Origin of the sequence: Rhodohalobacter sulfatireducens (genome assembly GCF_022012475.1) — a bacterium.
In the GTDB taxonomy this organism is placed as follows: domain Bacteria; phylum Bacteroidota; class Rhodothermia; order Balneolales; family Balneolaceae; genus Rhodohalobacter; species Rhodohalobacter sulfatireducens.
Genome location: NZ_JAKLWS010000003.1, coordinates 163,586 through 185,253, shown reverse-complemented (window position 1 = coordinate 185,253; position 21,668 = coordinate 163,586). Strand labels below are relative to the sequence as shown.

Annotated in this window: 17 protein-coding genes; 10 read left to right on the top strand and 7 right to left on the bottom strand. The window is 36.4% G+C overall.

Going from position 1 to position 21,668, the window contains the following annotated elements:
* The first annotated feature begins 6 nt into the window (after positions 1–6).
* From L6773_RS04155 to L6773_RS04145, 3 genes are all read left to right on the top strand, one after another.
* On the top strand, positions 7–2,871 hold the full coding sequence (locus L6773_RS04155; protein WP_237852593.1) for an FAD-binding and (Fe-S)-binding domain-containing protein: 2,865 nt from the start codon (positions 7–9) through the stop codon (positions 2,869–2,871).
* 388 nt (positions 2,872–3,259) lie between these two features.
* Positions 3,260–4,192 (top strand): aldolase/citrate lyase family protein, encoded by a 933-nt coding sequence (locus tag L6773_RS04150; RefSeq protein WP_237852592.1) that lies wholly within the window; start codon positions 3,260–3,262, stop codon positions 4,190–4,192.
* Positions 4,180–5,001, top strand: a complete 822-nt coding sequence (locus tag L6773_RS04145) for an SGNH/GDSL hydrolase family protein (protein WP_237852591.1) — start codon at positions 4,180–4,182, stop codon at positions 4,999–5,001. The genes L6773_RS04150 and L6773_RS04145 overlap by 13 nt, the downstream gene beginning before the upstream one ends.
* A 300-nt stretch (positions 5,002–5,301) precedes the next feature.
* On the opposite strand, the gene L6773_RS04140 is transcribed toward L6773_RS04145, so the two are convergent.
* Together L6773_RS04140 and L6773_RS04135 are read right to left on the bottom strand one after the other, a co-directional pair.
* Positions 5,302–6,522 carry a glycosyltransferase family 4 protein gene (locus L6773_RS04140; RefSeq protein ID WP_237852590.1) on the bottom strand — a complete coding sequence of 407 codons (1,221 nt, stop codon included), beginning with the start codon at positions 6,520–6,522 and terminating at the stop codon, positions 5,302–5,304.
* Between the two features lie 154 nt (positions 6,523–6,676).
* Positions 6,677–7,291 (bottom strand): sulfotransferase family 2 domain-containing protein, encoded by a 615-nt coding sequence (locus L6773_RS04135; protein ID WP_237852589.1) that lies wholly within the window; start codon positions 7,289–7,291, stop codon positions 6,677–6,679.
* 351 nt (positions 7,292–7,642) lie between these two features.
* Here L6773_RS04135 and L6773_RS04130 point away from each other — a divergent pair, with 351 nt between their 5' ends.
* Entirely contained in the window at positions 7,643–8,326 is a 684-nt protein-coding gene (locus L6773_RS04130; protein ID WP_237852588.1) for a sulfotransferase family 2 domain-containing protein, read from the top strand.
* Position 8,327: 1 nt separating this feature from the next.
* Positions 8,328–8,990 (top strand): sulfotransferase family 2 domain-containing protein, encoded by a 663-nt coding sequence (locus tag L6773_RS04125; RefSeq protein WP_237852587.1) that lies wholly within the window; start codon positions 8,328–8,330, stop codon positions 8,988–8,990.
* A gap of 81 nt (positions 8,991–9,071) precedes the next feature.
* Here the strand turns inward: L6773_RS04125 and L6773_RS04120 are convergent, their stop codons facing one another.
* A complete protein-coding gene (locus L6773_RS04120) occupies positions 9,072–9,818 on the bottom strand; it encodes a sulfotransferase family 2 domain-containing protein (RefSeq protein ID WP_237852586.1) in 747 nt (248 codons plus the stop codon).
* Positions 9,819–9,961: 143 nt separating this feature from the next.
* Here L6773_RS04120 and L6773_RS04115 point away from each other — a divergent pair, with 143 nt between their 5' ends.
* The gene (locus L6773_RS04115) at positions 9,962–12,103 is read left to right on the top strand and encodes a sulfotransferase domain-containing protein (protein ID WP_237852585.1); all 2,142 of its coding nucleotides are present in this window, start codon (positions 9,962–9,964) and stop codon (positions 12,101–12,103) included.
* 5 nt (positions 12,104–12,108) lie between these two features.
* On the opposite strand, the gene L6773_RS04110 is transcribed toward L6773_RS04115, so the two are convergent.
* Positions 12,109–13,215: a glycosyltransferase family 4 protein gene (locus L6773_RS04110; protein WP_237852584.1), complete on the bottom strand. Its 1,107-nt coding sequence runs from the start codon at positions 13,213–13,215 to the stop codon at positions 12,109–12,111.
* Between the two features lie 96 nt (positions 13,216–13,311).
* Positions 13,312–14,274, bottom strand: coding sequence for a GDP-mannose 4,6-dehydratase (locus tag L6773_RS04105; RefSeq protein ID WP_237852583.1), 963 nt, complete (start codon positions 14,272–14,274; stop codon positions 13,312–13,314).
* Between the two features lie 607 nt (positions 14,275–14,881).
* On the opposite strand from L6773_RS04105, the gene L6773_RS04100 reads away from it, so the two are divergent.
* Genes L6773_RS04100 through L6773_RS04085 form a run of 4 tightly spaced genes read left to right on the top strand, consistent with a single transcriptional unit; the run spans position 14,882 to position 18,701 of the window.
* Positions 14,882–15,643 (top strand): FkbM family methyltransferase, encoded by a 762-nt coding sequence (locus L6773_RS04100; protein ID WP_237852582.1) that lies wholly within the window; start codon positions 14,882–14,884, stop codon positions 15,641–15,643.
* Complete coding sequence (locus L6773_RS04095) at positions 15,643–17,046, top strand: glycosyltransferase family 4 protein (protein ID WP_237852581.1); 1,404 nt, start codon at positions 15,643–15,645, stop codon at positions 17,044–17,046. Before L6773_RS04100 ends, L6773_RS04095 begins: the two co-directional genes overlap by 1 nt.
* A gap of 3 nt (positions 17,047–17,049) precedes the next feature.
* Positions 17,050–17,769, top strand: coding sequence for a sulfotransferase domain-containing protein (locus tag L6773_RS04090; RefSeq protein WP_237852580.1), 720 nt, complete (start codon positions 17,050–17,052; stop codon positions 17,767–17,769).
* On the top strand, positions 17,766–18,701 hold the full coding sequence (locus L6773_RS04085) for an FkbM family methyltransferase (RefSeq protein ID WP_237852579.1): 936 nt from the start codon (positions 17,766–17,768) through the stop codon (positions 18,699–18,701). The genes L6773_RS04090 and L6773_RS04085 overlap by 4 nt, the downstream gene beginning before the upstream one ends.
* Before the next feature lie 202 nt (positions 18,702–18,903).
* Here L6773_RS04085 and L6773_RS04080 read toward each other — a convergent pair whose 3' ends face one another.
* Positions 18,904–19,875 (bottom strand): glycosyltransferase family 2 protein, encoded by a 972-nt coding sequence (locus L6773_RS04080; protein WP_237852578.1) that lies wholly within the window; start codon positions 19,873–19,875, stop codon positions 18,904–18,906.
* Positions 19,876–19,881: 6 nt separating this feature from the next.
* Complete coding sequence (locus L6773_RS04075) at positions 19,882–21,666, bottom strand: rhamnan synthesis F family protein (protein ID WP_237852577.1); 1,785 nt, start codon at positions 21,664–21,666, stop codon at positions 19,882–19,884.
* Between the last annotated feature and the right edge of the window lie 2 nt (positions 21,667–21,668).

Here is a 21,668-nt window from a genome sequence, read left to right as displayed (position 1 = left end):
GTCGTATTGTCTTCCATAAACACCGATTCTCTTAACCGACGATTATACGCTACCGACGCATCGATCTACGAAGAGATGCCAAAGGGAGTGGCTTTTCCAAAAACTATTGAAGATATTCAGCAACTCGTAAAACAATCCAAACAGAAGGGATTTACGATAACAGCAAGAAGTGCCGGTACCAGCCTGGCCGGGCAAACAACAGGCGGCGGTGTGATTATGGACGTATCCCGCCATATGACATCTATCAACCGAATCGATGTTAAAAACCACTTCGCTCATCTCCAACCCGGTGTTATTCGCGATACATTGAACCGGGAGACGGCGAAACATCAATTGCAATTCGGGCCCGATACGGCCACAACCAATCGATGTATGTTGGGTGGGATGATCGGTAACAATTCCTGCGGTTCGTTTTCCATCAAACATAAAACTACTCGCGAACACATCCTTGAGATTGAAGCGGTTTTGAGTGATGGTTCAAGGGCTGTTTTCAAACCCCTCAGTCCAAATGAGCTGGAAAAAAAGTGCCGGCTTGAAACACTTGAGGGAGATATTTACCGCGAAATGCTGGATCTCCTGGAAAAACATAAAGACGAAATTTTTGATCATTACCCCCACCCGGATATCATCCGGAGGAATACCGGATACGCGCTGGACCGGCTTTGTGAAATGGAGCCGATCACTCCCGGTGGCCGTTCCTTTAACCTGGCCGAACTCTTATGCGGAAGTGAAGGAACGCTGGCGATGACAGCTTCAGCCAAAGTAAACCTTTCTCCACTTCCAACAGAAAAAACGCTGCTGATTCCACAATTCAATTCGCTCCATGAAGCGATGTTGGCAACTGTAGAAGCGGTGAAATGGGATCCGGCTGCTGTTGAGTTAGTCGATGATATTATCCTCAATGCAACGAAAGGAAACATTGAACAGCGTAAAAATCGGTTTTTTCTTGAGGATGATCCGAAGTGTCTTCTCATCATACAATTTGAAGGAGATGATGCTGATGAGCTCGCTAATAAAGCTGCCGGTTTAAAGAAAAAACTTGAAGAACTCGAACTCGGATATACCCACCCGGTACTAACCGATCCGGATAAAATGCGTCGCGTTTGGGACTTGAGGAAAGCCGGGCTTGGCTTGTTGATGGGACTTGGCAGCGATTCAAAATCCCCGACTTTTGTTGAGGATACGGCCGTTCGGGTTGAGGACCTTCCAGAGTATGTCAAAGAGTTTCAAGAAATTTTAGACAAACACAATACAACCTGCGTCTTTTACGCTCACGCATCGGTTGGAGAGTTACACCTGCGTCCCGTTGTGGATACAACCAAACCTGGGGGGCTTCAGAAATTAAAAGATATTGCACAGGAAGTGGCCGATTTGGTCAAAAAATACAACGGCTCACTCTCTGGTGAGCACGGAGACGGCCGGGCTCGCGCACCTTATATTGAGACTGTCTTAGGAAAAGAGATGATTCCCCTGCTCCGGGAGGTGAAGGAGATTTGGGATCCTCAATATCGGTTCAATCCCGGAAAAATCATCAACCCAAAACCGATAGATACAGATCTGAGATACCCTCCAACCTATCAAAAACCTGAGGTGGATACCGTGTTCAACTGGCGTCTCTCCGGCGGATTTGATGCAGCGATTGAGCAATGCAACGGTGCGGGTGTTTGTCGAAAACTGGCTGAGAGCGGCGGTACGATGTGCCCCTCCTATCATGCAACCCGGGATGAAAAAGATAACACACGCGGACGAGCAAACCTGTTTCGTCAGCTTTTTTCGGGTAAAGATCCGGAGGCTTTTGAATCTGAAGATCTGAAGGAGGCATTAAATCTATGCCTCAGTTGTAAAGCCTGCAAAAGCGAATGCCCCGCCAATGTTGATATGGCCAAAATGAAAGCCGAATTCATGAACGGCTGGCATGAGAAAAAGGGGGCAACTTTAGTCGAGAAATTTTTTGGTCAGCCGGAAAAACTATATCCATTCGCTTCAACTTTTGCGAAGGCCACGAATTTCATCAACAGGCAATCACCGGTCAAACAAGCGTTTGAGAAAATTGCCGGGATCGATTCCAGGCGAAACCTGCCTGAATTTGCTTCACAAACATTTGAAGAATGGTTCAATAAAAATGGTGCAGATTTTAAAAATGAAACGGGCCGCCAGGTTGTTTTGCTTGTGGATATATTTACAAATTACCACGAGCCTGACATTGCAAAGGCAGCACTTAAGGTATTGAGTTCGCTTGGCTTTAATGTGCTGGTTCCCGGAATCTGGCCAACGGGCAGGCCTCAAATATCGAAAGGGCTTTTAAAAGAAGCAAAATCGATTTGTAAAGAGAATATCAAACGGTTTTCCTCTTTCGCAGAATTGGATATACCGATTGTTGGCCTGGAACCCAGTGAGATATTAACACTTCGTGACGAATACCTGGATTTATGCGAGGAATCTGAAATCAAAAAAGCAGAAGAAATAGCTGCAAAAGCATTTCTTTTTGAGGAGTTTCTATATACGGAGATAGCTTCAGGAGAGCCCAGGGATTTTGGCAAAAACCGGAAAGTATACCTGCACGGACATTGCCATACCAAAGCACTCGTTGGCAATGATCCTTTGATCCAGGCCTTTAAACATTTTGGTTTTGAACCTGTAGAGTTGCAAACCGGATGTTGCGGAATGGCCGGAAGTTTTGGGTATGAGAAAGACAAGTATGACGTATCCATGAAGGTGGGAGAACAGGTTTTGTTTCCTGCTCTTCGCAATCTGCCGGAAGATGCTTTAGTCTGCGCCCCCGGATTTTCATGCCGGCATCAAATTGCAGATGGTGTAAACCGAGGGGCTAAGCACCCGGCGGTGATTATTGCGGATGTAATTCCCGCTTAGGTCAGATATTCGTAGACCTCTTCCATTTGACAAGCTCATACCTTCTATACAAACTTTATTTGTATGCTTTACAGTTTATAGAAAGCCAAGCTCCTCAAGATGCAATATGCATTAGAAAGTTTGGATGCTGTTACTGATTAAAACCATTTAAGTACCCAGTAGCCGCCTGTCGATATAATTTTATCTCTTCTCGTTTGCAGAAAAACTGTATTTAGCTTTAATCAACGAAGTTATAACCTGCCAAAATTTAAATGTAGCTGAACTATTTCAGAAATAAATTTCCCGGTTTATTTCCCTGATAAACTCCGTTTTAAAAACTGGCATTTCGTTTTTCAATCAAGTAATATTTCTCAGCAACTTGACAGTTTTTACAGTTATAATTCGATTAATGACCGTATTTTTTTTCATAAAGTATTTCTTAAAGGATTTTCATCAATATTTTGATAAAATATCCAATTGCAATGCCATTTTTACATTTGACTTAGAAGATAGTCTTCTCGAAATAGGGTCCGAATCAAAAACTTCATTCATCAAGCAAAAGTACAGAGATATATTGAGATTTCTTCTTTGTAATTATCCTGCCATTCTGAAATATCCAATAGCTGTCAGAGTTAACCACCCGGATACAATTGAATTTCAAAAAGATCTTGCTGTCTTAGAAACACTGAATTTTGTTAATTGGAATACGATTATTCTTCCAAAAATTGAAAGCTCGAAAAGTGTATCAAAAGCTATTTCTGATCTAAAATCTCATCAAGTAAATTTTGAAAATATTGGTATCCTGATTGAATCGGAGAAGGGGGTTATCAACCTGAATAACATTATAAAAGAAGCGACACCTGATGTAAAATATGTCTTTTTTGGTCACGCAGATTATAACCTTGATCGTAAAATATTACCCTTTAAACACCAATTGGATGAAGAATATTGGGATTGGGTACAAAGATTATTGGATATTTTGCAATCTGAGGACCTCACTTTTATAAATTCTCCTTGTCTCTATTTAAAAGACAAAAAGCTGTTTTTGTATAACCTTCATAAGTTATCGCAATTCAATTTTAAGAAAATAGGCCAGCTTACTCTTTCACTGGAGCAAAGCTTTTTGTGTCAAAAGACTTCAGGAATAAACCGGAGTTTTTCAAATCTTAAGAAAAGAAAGGAAAAAAGATCTGTAGTAAAATATGCACGGGAATTAACTGATATTTACAAGGATCAATCTTCTGAGAAAAGCTTCTCAATCTCTGAGAATCATTATTTAATATGCCCTCAAGAATATAAAATGGCTAATGAATTCTTAAAAGCCAGAACATGGACAAGTTAAAAATATTAATTGTAAGTGGATGTTTAGCAGAGCAAAATAAGTCAAAAGGCAACATACCGTATTCACTTTTGTACCATCAAGTACTGAAAAAAGATGCTGAAAGATTATATAATATCTCCATGGATTTTGATGTCGTTAGATATGAGAGGTTTAATCCCTGCATGGACAGAATTACAGAAAGCTTTTATGACAGAAAACCTGACATTATCCTCTTTCAAGTTAGGGGCAATCATTATTTGAAGACGATTAAATTTTTTATAAGCTATCAATCTAGGAAAGGTGCAAAAAAGAAGTATGGTATGAATATTCTTCAAATTAGAGAGAGCTTGTACGAAAAATATATGCCATACAGGAAGAAAGTTAAAAAAAAATCAATACCGCAGAATCCAACTGCTTCTCCAAGAAGCAAGATTTACATTACACTTAGAAAGATTACTTTCTCACTATATCATAGTATCAACTATTTAATTGGTCTTCTAATAGGTAATGAAAAGAAGGCCTACAAAAATTATCTACTGTTAGTAAAAAAGGTCATTAATTTAGCGGAAACGAATGAAACTCCTATTCTCTTTTTGGGCGTGACATCCAGACCCATAAATACATTTGGAGAATTTATATCCAAGAGATTAAATAACCGAATGAGAAGATATATAACCTCCAGGAATTTGAAATACATCGATATTTTTGGAGTTAAAACAGACAATGGTACTTATAAGTTTGATTCAAATATCTCATATAGTTTAAATAGTTATGGTCATCAAGAAATAGCCGAAAAGCTATTGCCCCACCTCGTTGATATTAAAATCTAATAAGATAATTAACTAGTATCGGTACCATTGAACATATATAGTTTCTAGTATTTAAAGCTTTTCGGGATATGCCAACTGTCTTAATTTTTCGCGCACCCGAATTCTAATCTTAACATCAAATATCAGACAGAATAGATCGACTCGTTAAACACGCTGTGGAGATATTGGTGTTTGTACTGCTAAATCAGACCACCGGCTCATACATCTCTTTCGTCTGATGAGCTGTTTCTTTCCATGAAAATTTCCCTCTTTGTGGAAGGAACCTCTCTTTATATTTCCGCAAGTTGATTTAAGTATATATTATCTGATAATAGATTGATAGATATCCAGATGACGCTCAGTTGTTTTACACCATGAAAACTTTTCGGACTGTTTTAATCCTTTTGTTTCCAATTCATTTTTCAGAGCAGAGTCAGTATATAGTTTATACATTGCATCGCATATTTGATCATTATTCTCCGGATCTACCATTTTTGCTCCATTTCCAACAACTTCAGGTAATGATGATGTATTAGAAGTAACGGTTGCAACACCACACTGCATGGCCTCCAGCGGTGGCAAACCAAACCCTTCGTATTTCGAGATATAATAGAAAGAATGCGCATGGCTATATATTGAGGCAAGATCTTCGTCAAATACCCAACCTGTCGTTATGATCCGGTCTTTCAAGTTTTTTGAACAATTAATTTCTTCAAAAATTTTCTCAAACTGCCAGCCTTTTGTTCCTACAAGAACAAGTGATAAATCATTGATATGATGTTCCAACACGAATTTATTAAAACAGCGAATTAGCCGTTCTAGGTTTTTCCTGGGTTCAAGGGTACAGAGGCTTAAAAAGTAGTTCTCAGGTAAACCATATCTGTTTTGAACTTCTTTAAACTTCTCTGAATCTGCACTTGGATAAAATTTATCTGAGTCTGCTGCCAGGTGGCAAACAAAAACGTTATTCGGGTCTATGTTACCATCATAGTTTAAAAGGTCATTCTTGGTATTCTCAGACACACAGATAGCATAATCATTACCAATCGAAGATATGATCTCTTTTGTCTCAAGTAGTTTGTTATGCAAATTTGGATATAAAACAGGTATTATATCGTGGATTGTAATACATCTTTTTAATTTCGAAAAATTCTTCAAGTCATTTGGTATTTTATAGAATGGCGTATGAAAAATGTCAGCCTTCCTAAACGCTTCGGTGTCATATTCTATCAATTCAAGATCGATACCAAGTAAACTGTATAAATTTCTTAATATCCTTTTACCCCTCCCAAATATTTTATTCGGCAGATTATAAACCAGCTTATTATTTAATCGTTGTTCGTATCCATTTTCAATCAAAAATTCTTTGGTTTTTTTCAAATAAACGGGTTCTGCCGTATTTGCCAGCAGTAGATTGATCTCCTCAGATTTCTGTAATTCGTTCAGCAATTCCATGACAACCCTATAGATTCCTGTACGAGACGTCATATGCGACATTGCCACACCAAATACAGATATATCATACATTAAATTAATTTTCATGCAGAAGACCTCGTTTTGCCATTTTCTTACAAAGACCGGTAATCATGATATTTTTTATTAACCAACTTCAATATAAATGGTTTAGTTAAGATCGGAGGTGATGGTAATTCAAATATAATGTTATTGATGAGGGCAACAATACAGATTTAACCCGTTATAAGCGACGTGCAATATCTTCAAACCCGTAATTAAAATTATCAATGTCTTCTTTAAACCAGTTATATACTATTTCATAGCATTCCTTATCGTAGTAGTAACTGTAGTGCTTATGCTTTGTTTTATTAATATGTAAGAGTTGAGTATCAACATTTATAATATTACAGAGTGTTTGAAAGTCTTCTTCAAGGTTTTCGAATCTGCCGATAAAATCAACAATTATTTTCCCACTCTCATCAACCAACCACTTCATCTGTGGTGCATTAACTCTTTTCACATATGGCTTTTTAGTTAAGTCTGAATATGTTTCAAATAACCAATGTTTAAAGGGTGTACTTTCTGCCACCCGTCCCCTCAGCACTCTGTATTTGTAGAGAGAAACTGCCCGATCCCAGGGATTTCTAACAAAAGCAAATGTAAATAGTGTTTCCCAAATTTCTGGAACTATTTGTGTTTTGTATTCCAAGGCAGTGGCATGAAATTTAGTAATTTGTAAAGACTGTTCGATGCTTCTTCCCGCATTCTTATTAATGTGAATGAAAAGGTAGTTGTAATCACCTTTATTCAGTCGTTTAAAATACCTTTCCCGTTTTAATTGCTTTTCTACTTTCATTTTTTGACTACCAGGTTAAGTATTTAACGTTATTTCCAGATAAAGTTGAATCTGATGATGCATACTTGACTTTGAGCGGCCCGAAGGAATCATTTTGTTGTAATTTCGAGGATGCTTTTACCTCGAAATAGCCTGAACAAAACCACTTTGGAAATCGAAGCCTTTTTTTTAACACCGCTTTGACCAAAACAGGATCAATACTGTACCTGCCCTCCGAAATCTTGATACAGGCGGGATCAAAATAACGATTTTCAGTAAATTTCTATCGAACCGACGTTATTTAATAAGTCGTGAAGTTATTATTATTCAATATCTACATAAATAACTTTTTGCACCATCAGAATGTAAATTATGTTTTTTAGAAAAAAGATCTATACACCCGAATTAATATCCCTGCATATTCCAAAAACGGCGGGAACGTCATTTAGGAATATTCTTAAATCAGTGTATGGAGATACGCTCGTAGTACGATTTGATATTAATAAGAAAGGCGTAAAATTAAATCAGCAACCATATTCATCTTCAGATTTGCCATCGGCTAAAGTTCTTCATGGTCATTTTCGATATATAGAGCTTAAGAAAAGGTTCGATTTACCTGAAAACATTCAAAAAATCACATGGGTCAGGGATCCGGTTCAAAGAGTTCTCTCAAATTATTACTATCTGGATTCTCAGCTGAAGAAATTCTTAAATGAAGAAGGAAAAGGCATTAATATTTTAAGTAAAATGAAACGCAGCCTGCTTGAGTTTGCCCAAAATGAGATTAATCAAAACAGGCAAAGTAAATTTCTGGAAGGAATAAATCTTGAGGAATTTGATTTTGTAGGGATCACGGAGTATTTCGAAGAGGACTTGGTGAAAGTGGCCGATGTTTTAGATTGGCCGGAAACACCAAAACCCATATACCAAAATAAAACGGCTTCAAAAAATAGAATTTATTCTGAATCGATTTTGGATGATATTGCAGCACTAAATAAAAGGGACATGGACCTGTATAAGCAGGCCCTGATTTTAAGAAATAAACCTATCCTATAGTTTGCTCGAGATTATTTTTATACACATTCCTAAAACAGCCGGGACAACAATTTTTAAATTGCTCAAGAGAAATTACAGCCCTGACGAAATTATTAAGTTCAAAAAGAACATTTTTAAAAAGTATCCTGACAAGGAGCCTGCTTCTATACTATCAGAGATGATACAACCATCTACTAAAGTCTTAATCGGTCACTGTAGTTATAGGGATTTAAGTTTGGTACTGAAACAAAATCCGAATGTTAAACTTGTTACATTTTTGCGTGATCCGGTAGATCGAGTGATTTCTAACTTTAAATTCTTTAGAAAAAGAATATTAACCGGAAAAGCTAAGAAGAAGCAACTTCAGAGAGTTCATGAACCATTAATGACATATGCGAGGCGGCCGGGTAGTATAAATCGAATGACAAAAATTTTAAAAGGTGTTAACCTGGAAGACTTATACTTTATTGGAATTTTCGAAACTTTAGAAAATGATATACAAGAACTGTTCTTATCCTTGAATTTAGAAATTGAATCTATCCCGGTTGAAAACAAAAATAGCGTAGTTGAAACATCTGATATCACAATTTCCAGTAGTGATATTGAACAATTAAAAAGCTTAAATCATCAAGACATTCTACTCTACAACAAAGCCCGGCAGCTGAGGAGGCATAAATCCGCATGAACTCTTTATTTACTCCAAAAAATCACATAGATGACATTATACTTGCACTATAAAGCAGTGTAATTTCTTGTAATATAAAACTTAGAAAGTGTATTTAAAGGTATCGATATCTTTTTCAAACCTCGCTTCAATCATTTTTTTCGTTTTATAATTGTAAAAATCTTGATATCTATGTGAGGATGAATTTGGATTAACGTTTAGTTTCAAATTTTGAAGTTTCACCCTGCCATCTGTTCGCTCTTCAATTTCTTTAATTGCAATCTTATACTCTTCTAACTTATATACATAGTCCATTATACATTGATCGTTTTCATCGGTAAGCCAATCTATTTGATTTCTATGAAGAGTAGGATGGCGACAAGTATCACTGGCAAATAGATGATGAGAGCAAAATTCTTCAAACGACATCTGTTCTCTTATATCAATATTCCTCTTTCTGTAGTAAAGAGACACAGCCCTCGACCATGGATTTCTTACAGCAGAAAACTTAAAATAACTCTTAAAAATATTGGAAACTTTTTCTCGAATTTCTGTATCACTGGGTACTTTCTGAGAGGGAAAACTTATATTATTCCCCAAACTCCGTTTTAAAAAATAGACATATAGGCCATCTCTTACCTGTTTAATATTTAAATGAGAACTCTCAATGAAGGGATTCCCTTCTTGTTTAATTTGCGATCTGACAGTTGTTGACCCGGTCCTTGGAATGGCTATAAAAATGCACTTTTTTTCAAAATTCACAGCTTCATTGAATATAAATACCTTGGGTTTTTCCCTTATTTCTTTTCGGCCGAGTAATTTTTGATGAATTCCTTTTAAAATATCCATAACCATATATATAAAGTTATCTGGGTATTTTTTATTCGTTGTTAATCTTTAGATATATAATAACTGGAAATTGTATTTTGATACAATCTATGCAACCATCAATATTTGCCTAATTCGCAATTCTATAATAATTCATCGAATATATGAAATGCTGGTTAGCTTCATTTCCAAGATCGGGAAACACATTTTTTAGAAATATACTTTATTACGTCTATGGAGTTGAATCCAGTTCTTGGCACAAAGAACTGAACAAATCTGTTAATAGCGATTACGATACGTATGATTTTGTCAAAACACACCTGCGGCCCTTTGAAATCCTCCCTAATGATCCCGCGATTCCTGCAATTTACCTGGTACGAGACGGGCGAGATTCACTTCTTTCCATGGCACATCACAGATCAGACATTGTACAGCCCGGATCTGATTTTAATATGAATCTTTATGAAGCCATCGTAGCAGACGGTGGAAGCCATTTTGGAGGATGGTCAATAAATGTTACTGAATGGTTGGACAGAGCAACCCTTGTTATTAGGTATGAAGATCTAGCCCAAGATCCTAAACGTGTTTTTAAACGTGTGGAATGTTTGATAGATCTTCCTGAACCCAATTGGGATAATTTGCCCACGTTTAAAGAGATGAAATTTGGCGATCCTAAATATGGCGGAAAGAAGAGTCAAAAGTTTTTCAGGAAAGGAAAATCTGGATCATGGAGGGAGGAGATGACCACGGATCAGTTAGATCTTTTTTGGCATTTTCACAAAGATACAATGGAAAGGCTTGGTTATTCTGAAAAAAATGCAACCATTCCTCAAAACCAACTTCTTGATTCGGCCGTAATTGATAAAATGGGTGTCTCAGAAATTCAGTCCAATCAGATCTCATCAAGGAATGAAAAAAAGAGCATTCTAATTGATTGTACTTTACTTTTAACAAAAAAAAACACGCCTGTAAAAGAAAACCTCCGGAATCTAATCGTTGGCTTGTTGGATCATCAGAAATTTGGGTATTCGAATTTTCAATTTGACCTGCTATTTAAAAACAAAATTTATCCTCTTGGTGAAGTTTCAAACCTAAAGCTATTGGAGTCAATAGGCATTTTCTCACCCAAGAAATCACCCTTTCCTGCAAAAATTCAATCTAAAAGTGCCTTTTTCAAATTTATAAGCGAAACACTCTATAAACTATTACGAACTAATAAACTCAGTTATCTCTATTCTTTAATCAAGCAAGTCCAAAAGAAAAGTTTGAGCCTTTCACAAAAGGTTCGTCAATTCATTGAATCCAAATCTACTCTTATTACAATCCCGCGATTGGAGAAAAATAAGACTATAAGAGAATTAAAAGCTCCTTTGAAAAATGATTTTTTTGCGGACAAAGATAATTTCTCATCATATGACATTATCCATCTTACCCTTGAAGATAGATTACCACTTATTGCAGGTTGTAGTAATCAACTGGTGCTTACTCTATCAGGAAAGCCTCAGACTTTCAAAGAATTACATTCGCCCAATAAGAATGAAGCTAATGTTAAGAGTATTTTCGAAAATAATTCTCATCACATTATTACAAATTCTCAAGGTTTATCGTCTGAAGTCCTAAAATTATTCGATATTAAAAAAGAGCATATCAGCACTCTTTATTTACTGGGGAACAGAGAGAAATATCATCATAATTTAAATACCAATATTGCTCACGAAATCCTCAGCAAATACCAGATAAAGGAACAGCTCTATTTTTTGTGCAACGCTGATCAAGAATCTGCAAGAAACCTCTCTTTCATAGTAAATTCGTTTCACATATTTATCCAAAAAGAATCGATTGATCCATCCGTTCGATTGGTCATTCTGGGATCTAGTGCTGAACCAAAAATCAAGAAGACAAAAATATCAACTCCATATGCCAAGATTATAATCCCGGGATATATAAACCCAAATATACTACATGTTCTTTACTCAAGTGCCATTTCATTTATAAACATGTCAGACACTGTGATGCCGCCCTTTGAGGCGATGTATTGTAAAACTCCCGTTTTATTTCATAAAGACAATGTATTCAAAGAGATTCTTAAGAATAGCGGAATATCTATTGAAGCCAAAAGCTATCATCACCTTGCTGAAAAGATGGAATTGTTAATCAACCGGAAATCAGTAAGAGATCAACTTGCTTCGAGTGCTTTCCGCCAATCCTTACTATTCAGTCAGCGAACATATGTTTACAAATTTTTGAAAATCTACGAAAGAATATCAGCCCGGAATTTTAAACAGAAACTGATCAATGAATCATGAGTTATTTAAAGAAGCGATTCATACACCTCTTTCGTCTGACGAGCTGTTTCTCTCCATGAGAATTTTTCTGTCCGTTCGACACCCTTTTGAATTAGATCTTTTCGTAAATCGTCATCGTAAACCACTTTTCTAACCGCTTCCCGGATTTCCTTCTCACTTTTTGGATCGAAATAAATGGCGGCATCACCCGCAACCTCCGGGAGTGAAGCGCATTTACTGCAAACAACGGGACAATTCGCAGCAAACGCCTCCAGGATCGGTAAACCAAAACCCTCATACAGTGTGGGAAAAACAAAACACCGGGCGTTTTTATAGATATGAGCCAGCTCACTATCGGTGCAAGAAATTTGGATAGCTTTCTCTTCCAGTTCATGACTCGCCAGAAAACTTTGTTCCGATTTTTGAAATTTTCCACCACCCACACACACCAAATGCAGATCCTCATCTTTCACAAGTAGAGGAGAGACCGATTCAAGAAACTTCTGAAAGTTTTTATAGGCACTTCGAATTCCTACAAAAAGTATGTATTTCTTAGGAAGCCATTCTAAATCTACATTGGTATCTCGATATTCATCAATCAGTGAACTCCCTTGGTAAATCACATCAATCTTTTGCTCATTAACTCCAAAAAGATCAATAAGATCATCTTTAGTATGTTTTGATATTGCAATGATTTTATCCGCTCTTTCAATTACTTCTCTCTTATGATCCGAGATTTTTGAACCATTGGAAAAATAATGTGGTAACCGCTCATGAATCATATCATGTACAGTAACCACCATTGGTTTTTCACCAATCTTAGAAAGGAAATAGGTATCGTAAAACGTTGGATGAAAGAGATCAAATGTAGAATTAACAATAGTTTGTTTTGAACTGTACCGATTTAAAAAACTTTGAAGTTTTACCTTTCCTTTAAAATATCTTTTAGGTAGAAATGAACTCAGTTCTTTATTCTCAATATTGGATAGGTATCTATTTTCTGAGTACTTGATTGAGGTTTGAATTTCAATATTTTCAAACTCACTCAATTCACTAATTAATTCAGAAAAATACCTGGAGATACCACCCTCTTGTTGCATTGTAAATATTTGGTGGTCGTATAAAATTTTCATTCAAAAAATGGCTTACTGCACAATGGGAAATTGAAATTTAAAAGAACTCCGAATAACTGACGAGAAAAAGAAAGTGAGTTTATTTCGGGTTCCGAACTACTTTTCTACTGTTTTACGATAGTATTTTAGAGTATCCTGTAAACTTTTACGGAGGGATACTTCGGGCTTCCAACCTACTTCGTTGAAAATTTTCTTATTTGATCCAATAATAATTGGATTGTCAATAGGACGCAATTTGGATTCATCAACTTCAATTTCAACTTTTTGCCCGGTCAATTCGATAAGTGTATTCACGATCTTTCTAAGCTTTACACCTTTCCCGCTGCACACGTTATATGTTACTCCCTTTTTACCCCGGTTTATGAGAGCCCAATATGCTTTAACAACATCTCTTACGTCGATAAAATCTCGAACGATAGACAGATCACCTACAACTAATTTTGATGGTTTGTGATCGCCTTTCTTTATCTTCGCCAATTGATGAGCAATTGACGGGATAAAAAAGTTTGATGCCTGGCCGGGACCTAAATGATTAAACGACCGCGTCTTTACAATATCTATTCCATAACCGCGAACATATACATCAGATAAATTTTGTTTGGCAACACTGCTTACTGCATATGGATTGGAAGGTTTAACCCTGCAATTTTCAGTTAATGGCAGCTCACTTTTTTCTGCTATCCCATATTCTTCAGATGATCCGACCGACAGCAGCCGACTTTTAATCTTGCTCAACCGCAATGTCTCCAAAATATTCAACAGAAGTGCGGTATTGTTTTCGAACGTTTTAGAGGGTTCTTTCCAGCTTTTCCCAACACTGGATAACGCCGCAAGATGTATAATTATCGTTGGTTTGAACTCCTCTAAGATCTCACGAACACTTTTTGAATCATTCAAATCTACTGATTCAAATTCAAGATCCGGCTCTTCACCTGTAAAATGTTCAAATTTTGATTTCTTGTCGATTCCAAGAACTTCAATTTCATCTTTGCCTGACAAGTATGAAGTCATATGTTGACCTACAAATCCACAGACTCCTGTTATCAAAACTTTTTCCATGTGAGCACTTTCATTAAAATTTTCTTAAAATATGTATTATTGCTTGAATAAATAAATCAAACTAAAATTTCATTTTTTGGATCACAGTTTTCAAAAGAGACAATGCCAGATCGGTATTTTTATTGTTTAAAAAAATCATTTGGCTAACCCTTCAGATTTTCAATAATAGCCTTAAAGTAGGCAGCTTGTTCATAAGTCACTTTGCTTGTACATTTAACAAATGCTTAAGTTCCGAAAAGTACTAAATGCACTTCGCTATTTTAAATCAGTTGCAGGGTTGCCAAAAGCTTTGCCTGTAGCCGATATTCAAATTCGAAATTTTAGCCGCAGATATCCAAAAATTCATCATAATGATCCTGTTAGTGATGATTCAATAAATCTTATCTCATAGCTATGTCGTGATATTTCAATTCATAACTTACTCTTGATAAATCTGAAATCACCGGGTATTTAGCTTATTAGAAGTAATCATCACTAAAAAATTCATTCAGGTTATAATAATCTGATGTACTAAACATTGAATCAAAACTCATAAATTCCTGACAACCCCATGATATCATATGCCCAAAATTTTGAAGACGTTGTTCTGAATCGAGTATTTCATAATGTGGATTCTGGCCGTTATGTAGATGTTGGGGCATATCATCCTGAGATTGACTCCGTGACTAAGCACTTTTATAACAAGGGTTGGTCAGGAATAAATATTGAACCCATTGATCGTTTTTGGCAACTATTTCAAGAAATGCGACCGCGCGATCAAAATGTTAGAACTGCAATTGGATCTTATGAAGGACATGTAGAATTTCATGAGTTTGGAGATACAGGCCTTTCAGGTTATGGAGAACAACCTGACATAGACATTCTTGAAGCTCTTGAGGTTGGGATGAAAACCAAAAATCTACCCATTACAACTTTGGCTCAAATAGCTGATAAATTTAATCTTTCCGAAGTTGAGTTTCTTAAAATTGATGTAGAGGGTGCTGAACGAGATGTATTACTTGGGACGGATTTCAAAATTTTTCGACCAAAGGTAATCGTTATTGAAGCAATCAAACCAAAATTACCGGGAGTCAGTACACATGCGATTATACCCACATGGCCAAATTTTGAAAATATATTATTTGAAAATGACTATGAGTTTGGACTTTTTGATGGCCTTAATCGGTTTTATTTCCGAAGTGAGAGTCCAGAATTACAGAAGCTATTGTCTTACCCGGCAAATATTACAGATGGATTTATACTTAACAGTAACCATTTTTTAGTTCCAAATAATGATCAAAAAAAAGAATCAAAAAAGTTGAACTCTATTCCTTCAATATTTAAAAAGTTGTGTAAACGAATAATTTCTAATTTTAGAGGAGGAAAATAATGGCTTTATGGTATGATGTATCTGACTTGATGCACTGGCATTTACCCCACCTAACCGGAATTCAACGTACAGTAGTTGGAATTTTAAATGGCCTCCATTCCTTAGATGTACATCCAAGGCTTGTAAAATTTGATGAAAAAAAGTTCTCATTCAAGTCATTAGAATTAGATGACTTACCCCAAAACGTTTTGCAATACATTCATATTTCAGATATCAATCAATTGGAAATTTCTGAACCTGAAATTAAACCAGAAACCAATCAGATTAAGGAAAAACTCAAAGATGTTTTGGGCACAGATCCTATTACTCGAGAATTAGTTACAAATGTACGGAATTTTGGATCTGCTGGAATGTCAATTCCAAAGAATCTGATAAGGTGGTTAAGCACAAGAATTAATACTGGAAACCAGACAGAATCAGAAGAACAAAAATTTGAGAATAGAATTTGTTCCCTGCCAGGGAATAGAACTAATAATAATCGAAATGAATCTTCTGAAAGTGATGTATTACTTTCTTTTTGTGCTTCCTGGACCATTACCGGTCACGCTACCGCTGTTGGCTCACTTCAAAGTCAAGATGTGAAAGTAGTCCGGATGATTTACGATTTAATTCCCACTTTAAAACCTCAATGGGTCCTTGAGAATGGGCAAAAGATTTTTTCAAGCTGGGCTCAATCCTTACTTTGTGAATCTGACCTAATTTTCACGATCTCAGAATTCTCAAAGAAAGAGATTAAGCGGTACTGCAAAAAAGCTGACATTGCAAAACCACCATTAGAAGTAGTGCGACTTGGTGATGTGATGGAGGGTCGGAATAAATATTCTGCTGCCAAAAACAATGGCCCTGAATTAACTCCAAAACTTATACCGGATCGCCCTTTCTTTCTATGCGTATGCACCATAGATGTTCGAAAAAATCACCGTCTACTTTACGATGCATGGAATCTAATGAATTCACGAGATCCGGAAAGCTGTCCCGATTTAGTTTGTGTTGGTTCTAAACACCTATTCGTAAAAGATTTAATACGTGAAATTAAGTTTACACCCGAAGTCAACAAACGAATTCACATCCTCAATAATATTAATGATAAAGATCTTGACTGGTATTACAACAATTGTATAGCTACGATCTATCCCTCTCGTTATGAAGGGTGGGGATTACCTGTAGCGGAAAGCCTTGGTTATGGTCGTGTTTGTTTAGCATCTCATGCCACAAGTATACCCGAGATTAGCAAAGATCTTCCCGAATTTTTCGACCCATTCAATGTATATGAATTACTTGATTTAATTCAAAAATGCTTGCAAGATGATGAGTGGTTAGAGCAGAAAGAGACTGAAATTCGAGAGGTTTTTACACCAACCCCGTGGACACATACTGCAACGCAAATCTTAAATAAAATTTAATCGATGCTGTATTCTGCTAAAAATAAGATTGCTTTTGCACACTATCCAAAAACAGCAGGAACATCGGTTAGTGCCTGGTTCAAAGCTTCTTTTCAAGATGCAGTCTATCTAGAACCAAATTCAATCCTCAAAGATCCAAACTCGATTTTAAATATAAGTCATTATGGTGTAAATTCGTCAATTCAACATCTAGAACCCAATCCAGAATGGCACGAACGTCTTCTTAATAAAGTATTCGATAACAAATTTGAGATTGAGTCTCCTGCAGATAATCTTCGAATCATTGGTGTACTTCGTGATCCTTTTGATATGCTCGTCTCATTATATAATTTTTGGCGAAATACTGACAGGTCCAATTTCTTAGAATCTGAACTTCCTCCTTTGATCATTACAGCCAGAGAAAAGTCTTTTACGGAATTTTTGGCTTTGGCTGTCGGTGAACACCCTATTAGCACATATCGAGAATTTTTTGATGTTGGAGGGAAGTGTTGGGCAAATACGCGACTCTTATCTTTTGAAAATCTTAATGAAGCACTACTCAATGTTTGTAAAGAGTTTGATATACCAATCTCCAAAAAAAAATTGGAGCATCTTAATCCAGGACCCGAATTAGATCATACAATTCATCCTTATCTTCGTCAAGCCGGGAGTCTAATTAATCATGTTGAACAACATTTTCATTGGTATTACAATGAAGGGCAAAAAATAATGGTTTCAAAATGAATAGGAATAATCGGATTCCGCGACTCAACATCTCTTCATTATCAGCCCCTGAACAAGTACGTGTTGCAGTTACAGTCGGATGTCGTGATACAGATTCAATTCCTAAAGTTTCAGGTGCCGGAGAAATTCAATGTTTGGGCAATACCTATATTCAAAAAATGCACGATGGCACTTTGGTTGAAGCTAATGCATACGAGGGCAATTGGATTACAAAAATCATCTTTGATCTGAAAGGTCACCATGAACCCCAGGAGGAGCTACTGTTTCATTCATTGTTATCTGAAGTACGGCCCGGCACTCAAATTGTAGAGTTAGGTTCTTACTGGGCTTACTACAGCAACTGGTTTTTAGGGGCAGTTGAAAACTCCAAAGCAGTATGTATTGAACCAAACATGAAAAACCTTGAGGTAGGAAAGCGAAATATGGCACTGAATAACAGGCAGGCTACATTTATTCATGCACGTGTAGGTGAAGAGTACAGCCCACCTCATACGGCTGAAACCAATACAGCTGATGATGAGTTGTCTTTTGATTCTGTTGAGTGTTTAAATATGCAAGCTCTTCGTGAACAGTTAGATCATAAATCCATTGAAATGCTGCATATGGACGTTCAAGGTGCGGAACTTGGATTTCTTCGCTCGATAGCTGCTTCCGGAAGCCAATCCGATCTACGCTTTATAGTTGTTTCTACACATCATAAATATATTACTGGATCTCCAAACACTCATGCAGATTGCCTGGATACTCTTCGCGAGTCCGGTGCTGTTATTCTTGCCGAACACACGGTAGCCGAGTCATTCAGCGGCGATGGTTTAATAATTGCAAGTTACAACACTTCAGATGCTGAGATCGAACTCCCTCCTATCAGTCGAGCCAACAAAGAGTTCAGCAATCTCATATGGGAACCATTTGATTACTCTGTAGTCTCTTAATTCTAATGTACAAATGGTATAATTATAAATAAAATTGGTGCCGATAAAATCGACCTTTATATATTTAAATTTGATTATAGGAATCAATTATTAAAGATTTAAAAAACCCTTTTAATTTCTGGTTTTCTCTTTGATAATCTATATTAATCCCTAATCAAATAAGCTTCATTCTTCAAGATCTAATTCCGGATTTTCTTTCATCTCACCTGCGGTTTTTCAACCCAATACGGATTAACACTTTTTTAAAAAATTGGATCAAACTGGAATTGAACAGGTACATTTTAAACTGAAAATTACTTACAGGAATCTCAGGTTTCTTTTGGAAGGGCAAAAGCCAAATTGGCACTTGAGAGTAGTAATTCATGAATAACCAATTATAATTTTGCAACTTTATCATTCCACTGCCAAACAGTTCATGAATTTTATTAATACACACAACGCTCTCTTCAAACCTCTTATTTACCCAGTAATCTCCTTCTCGTTTTCTTGTTGTTTGCTGGGATAATCTCCAAAAATTTAATTTTTCGGCCAGGAAATAGACATTCGTTTGATTCATTAACCGAGCCCAAAAGAGCCAATCACCGCTAAAAAACATCGATAGAATATCGTCACCAAATTTTGCAAGGTTTTTCTGAAAGACACAAGCACTTGCATTCGGAATGGTATTAATATTAGAGTGATATTGTTTGATCAATTCCCTCCCATTAAAATAAGTACTCTCATTCCATCTTTTTGGATATAGATCTTCGGGGAAATAATATGAGCTCAGCTCTTTTGTGCTATCGATAAAAGTATGAGATTTACAAAACGCGATACCTGTATGTTCACCCAGGTGAGGAACTAATTTTTCTAAAAAATCTACCTCTGCCCAATCATCACTTTCTGCTATCCAAATATATTCACCCTTGGCCAGTTGGATACCTTTTTGCCATTGCTTAAATGGCAAACCACTATTCTTTTCTTCACTTACAACAAAATGTTTCACCTTTGGATGATCAGAATAACTTTTTAGAATTTCCAGGCTATTATCTGTTGATCCATCATCCAGCAAAATGACTTCAAAATCTCTGTAGGTTTGATTGAAAACTGAATCCAGTCTTTTTTCTAAATATGGAGCATGGTTGTAGTTTGGAATAACAACTGAAACCTTTGGAGATGACTCTATTTTTACCATTTTGACCTAATTCTCAAAATCGATTTGGTTATTTGTCACACCACGTACCAGACGTTTGATTTTCCAGGGTATCCAGGTAATAAATCGTCCGATTCTCCAGGCATTCGTTTTGAAAATGTTCGTAATAATTTTATTGAGTTTTGTTTTCGTATATACATCAAAACCGGAGAACACTTCATCTCTATGCAAAACAACTCTGAAATCGTAATTTTGGCTCCATGCCACGTAAACGGCAATGCCCTCAAAACTATGTGCAATTGTATTTTTTAAAGGCAATGGTTCCTCCGGGAACTCCTTTTCAAACATTTCATAATCTAGTAAAGGCTTTAATGCTACCGGTCGATACCAAAACATAGTCCCGTAACTCATAATCGGTTTATCAATGGTTTCTTCATCAAGAGTTTTTTTCAGTTCAAGGCTATCCCATAACCGAAAGATGTGCTCCTTATCTTCATCAAGCATTAAATAACTATCTGTTTTCTTGAAGTAGTAGGGGATATCGGGAATAGCAATTCCGAGTTTTTTATTCTTTTCAAACTCTTTAAAGATGGAATCCGCTTCTTCAAGAAGAAATTTGAGTAAATCATCAGTCCAGGCTTTTCCTACCCATTCGGGAGCCGTGGAAGACTTTTTTACATGAAAATGACCGACGAGATCATACTCATTTAATTGATCTGAAATTTTTAACCATGGTAAAATATCCCGTCCCCTGTTCTCCGTTAAAATAAACTTGATACCGGCATCCCCGAGGTCGAAATCGTCTAAAATTTTCTGAATTTGTGATCTCTTTGATTCTGTATCTGTCGTAATAAAAAGGTCTACCTTGCTTTTTATATCCGCCAGTAACGCAAAATATTTTTCCAATCCGTCGGTAAAGTATGCATGAAGATGCATCGCAATTGTCAAAGAACTTTTTTCATCTTTAATAGAGGCGTCCGGCAAGACATAATTTTTATCCAGTACGGAGAGCGCCTTATTTGGCGTAAAGGTTTGAGTAATATGTTCCTCTATAAGATTGTAATCATATTCTGAGCGGCGCTGTAATATTTTTTTTAAATATTTGGAATGCGGAAAAAACAGGAAACTTTTAACCTTCAAAAAAGGCGCCTTTTTTTTGATTAGTTGTTGCGGGTGAAAAAACGCTATCTCATTATTTTTATCCTCTTTAAAAGTCTCCGGAGGCAAGTAAGACTCAAATAAAAACCCTTCGTTCAACAGCTTATTACTTATTCCAATCTCGTACTTGTGTATAACATGATCTACTTTCTTTTGATCCTTCACTTTGTTCCAAAAATCGTGGAATGCTTTATTTTGCAGAACCTGTTGATTAAATGACATAAAATAGCTCTGCAGGTGAGCCTTGATGTTATGTCCTAAACCCATAAAACCCGTTTTGAAATCTGTGTGCTCGGTTATACCCCAAAAATCAGCCTCTTTATTTTCCATCTTTTTGAACACGGGTGCCAAATCATATATTGGCCCAAAACAGGTATCATTCATCAGCGTTAAATAGTCATACTGCTCAATTTTATTCCATCCCTCTTGATAAATTGCATCTCTCCATGCTGCAAAATCGAATCCTTTGTTCTCTCGTTGGATTATCTTATCAGTTACTTCAGATAACTCATCTCTGTGTTCAGAACGAATTGGACTGTTGGAAACAAAAATCACTCGTTGATAAAACGGGTTCATTTTCTTTAAGGTGAAAAGCACATATGAAGAGAGTAAACCTTGAGCGTTGTAATGTGTGTAGATTAATAACCTTTTGGAAGATCCGTTGAAAGAACTCATTT

Bases quoted from the DNA above. Each gene is read 5' to 3' on its own strand.
- L6773_RS04130 (WP_237852588.1), top strand. From the start codon at position 7,643: ATGTTTTTTAGAAAAAAGATCTATACACCCGAATTAATATCCCTGCAT.
- L6773_RS04120 (WP_237852586.1), bottom strand. From the start codon at position 9,818: ATGGATATTTTAAAAGGAATTCATCAAAAATTACTCGGCCGAAAAGAA.
- L6773_RS04110 (WP_237852584.1), bottom strand. From the start codon at position 13,215: ATGAAAATTTTATACGACCACCAAATATTTACAATGCAACAAGAGGGT.
- L6773_RS04090 (WP_237852580.1), top strand. From the start codon at position 17,050: ATGCTGTATTCTGCTAAAAATAAGATTGCTTTTGCACACTATCCAAAA.
- L6773_RS04105 (WP_237852583.1), bottom strand. From the start codon at position 14,274: ATGGAAAAAGTTTTGATAACAGGAGTCTGTGGATTTGTAGGTCAACAT.
- L6773_RS04150 (WP_237852592.1), top strand. From the start codon at position 3,260: ATGACCGTATTTTTTTTCATAAAGTATTTCTTAAAGGATTTTCATCAA.
- L6773_RS04085 (WP_237852579.1), top strand. From the start codon at position 17,766: ATGAATAGGAATAATCGGATTCCGCGACTCAACATCTCTTCATTATCA.
- L6773_RS04145 (WP_237852591.1), top strand. From the start codon at position 4,180: ATGGACAAGTTAAAAATATTAATTGTAAGTGGATGTTTAGCAGAGCAA.
- L6773_RS04075 (WP_237852577.1), bottom strand. From the start codon at position 21,666: ATGAGTTCTTTCAACGGATCTTCCAAAAGGTTATTAATCTACACACAT.
- L6773_RS04095 (WP_237852581.1), top strand. From the start codon at position 15,643: ATGGCTTTATGGTATGATGTATCTGACTTGATGCACTGGCATTTACCC.
- L6773_RS04135 (WP_237852589.1), bottom strand. From the start codon at position 7,291: ATGAAAGTAGAAAAGCAATTAAAACGGGAAAGGTATTTTAAACGACTG.
- L6773_RS04115 (WP_237852585.1), top strand. From the start codon at position 9,962: ATGAAATGCTGGTTAGCTTCATTTCCAAGATCGGGAAACACATTTTTT.
- L6773_RS04140 (WP_237852590.1), bottom strand. From the start codon at position 6,522: ATGAAAATTAATTTAATGTATGATATATCTGTATTTGGTGTGGCAATG.
- L6773_RS04080 (WP_237852578.1), bottom strand. From the start codon at position 19,875: ATGGTAAAAATAGAGTCATCTCCAAAGGTTTCAGTTGTTATTCCAAAC.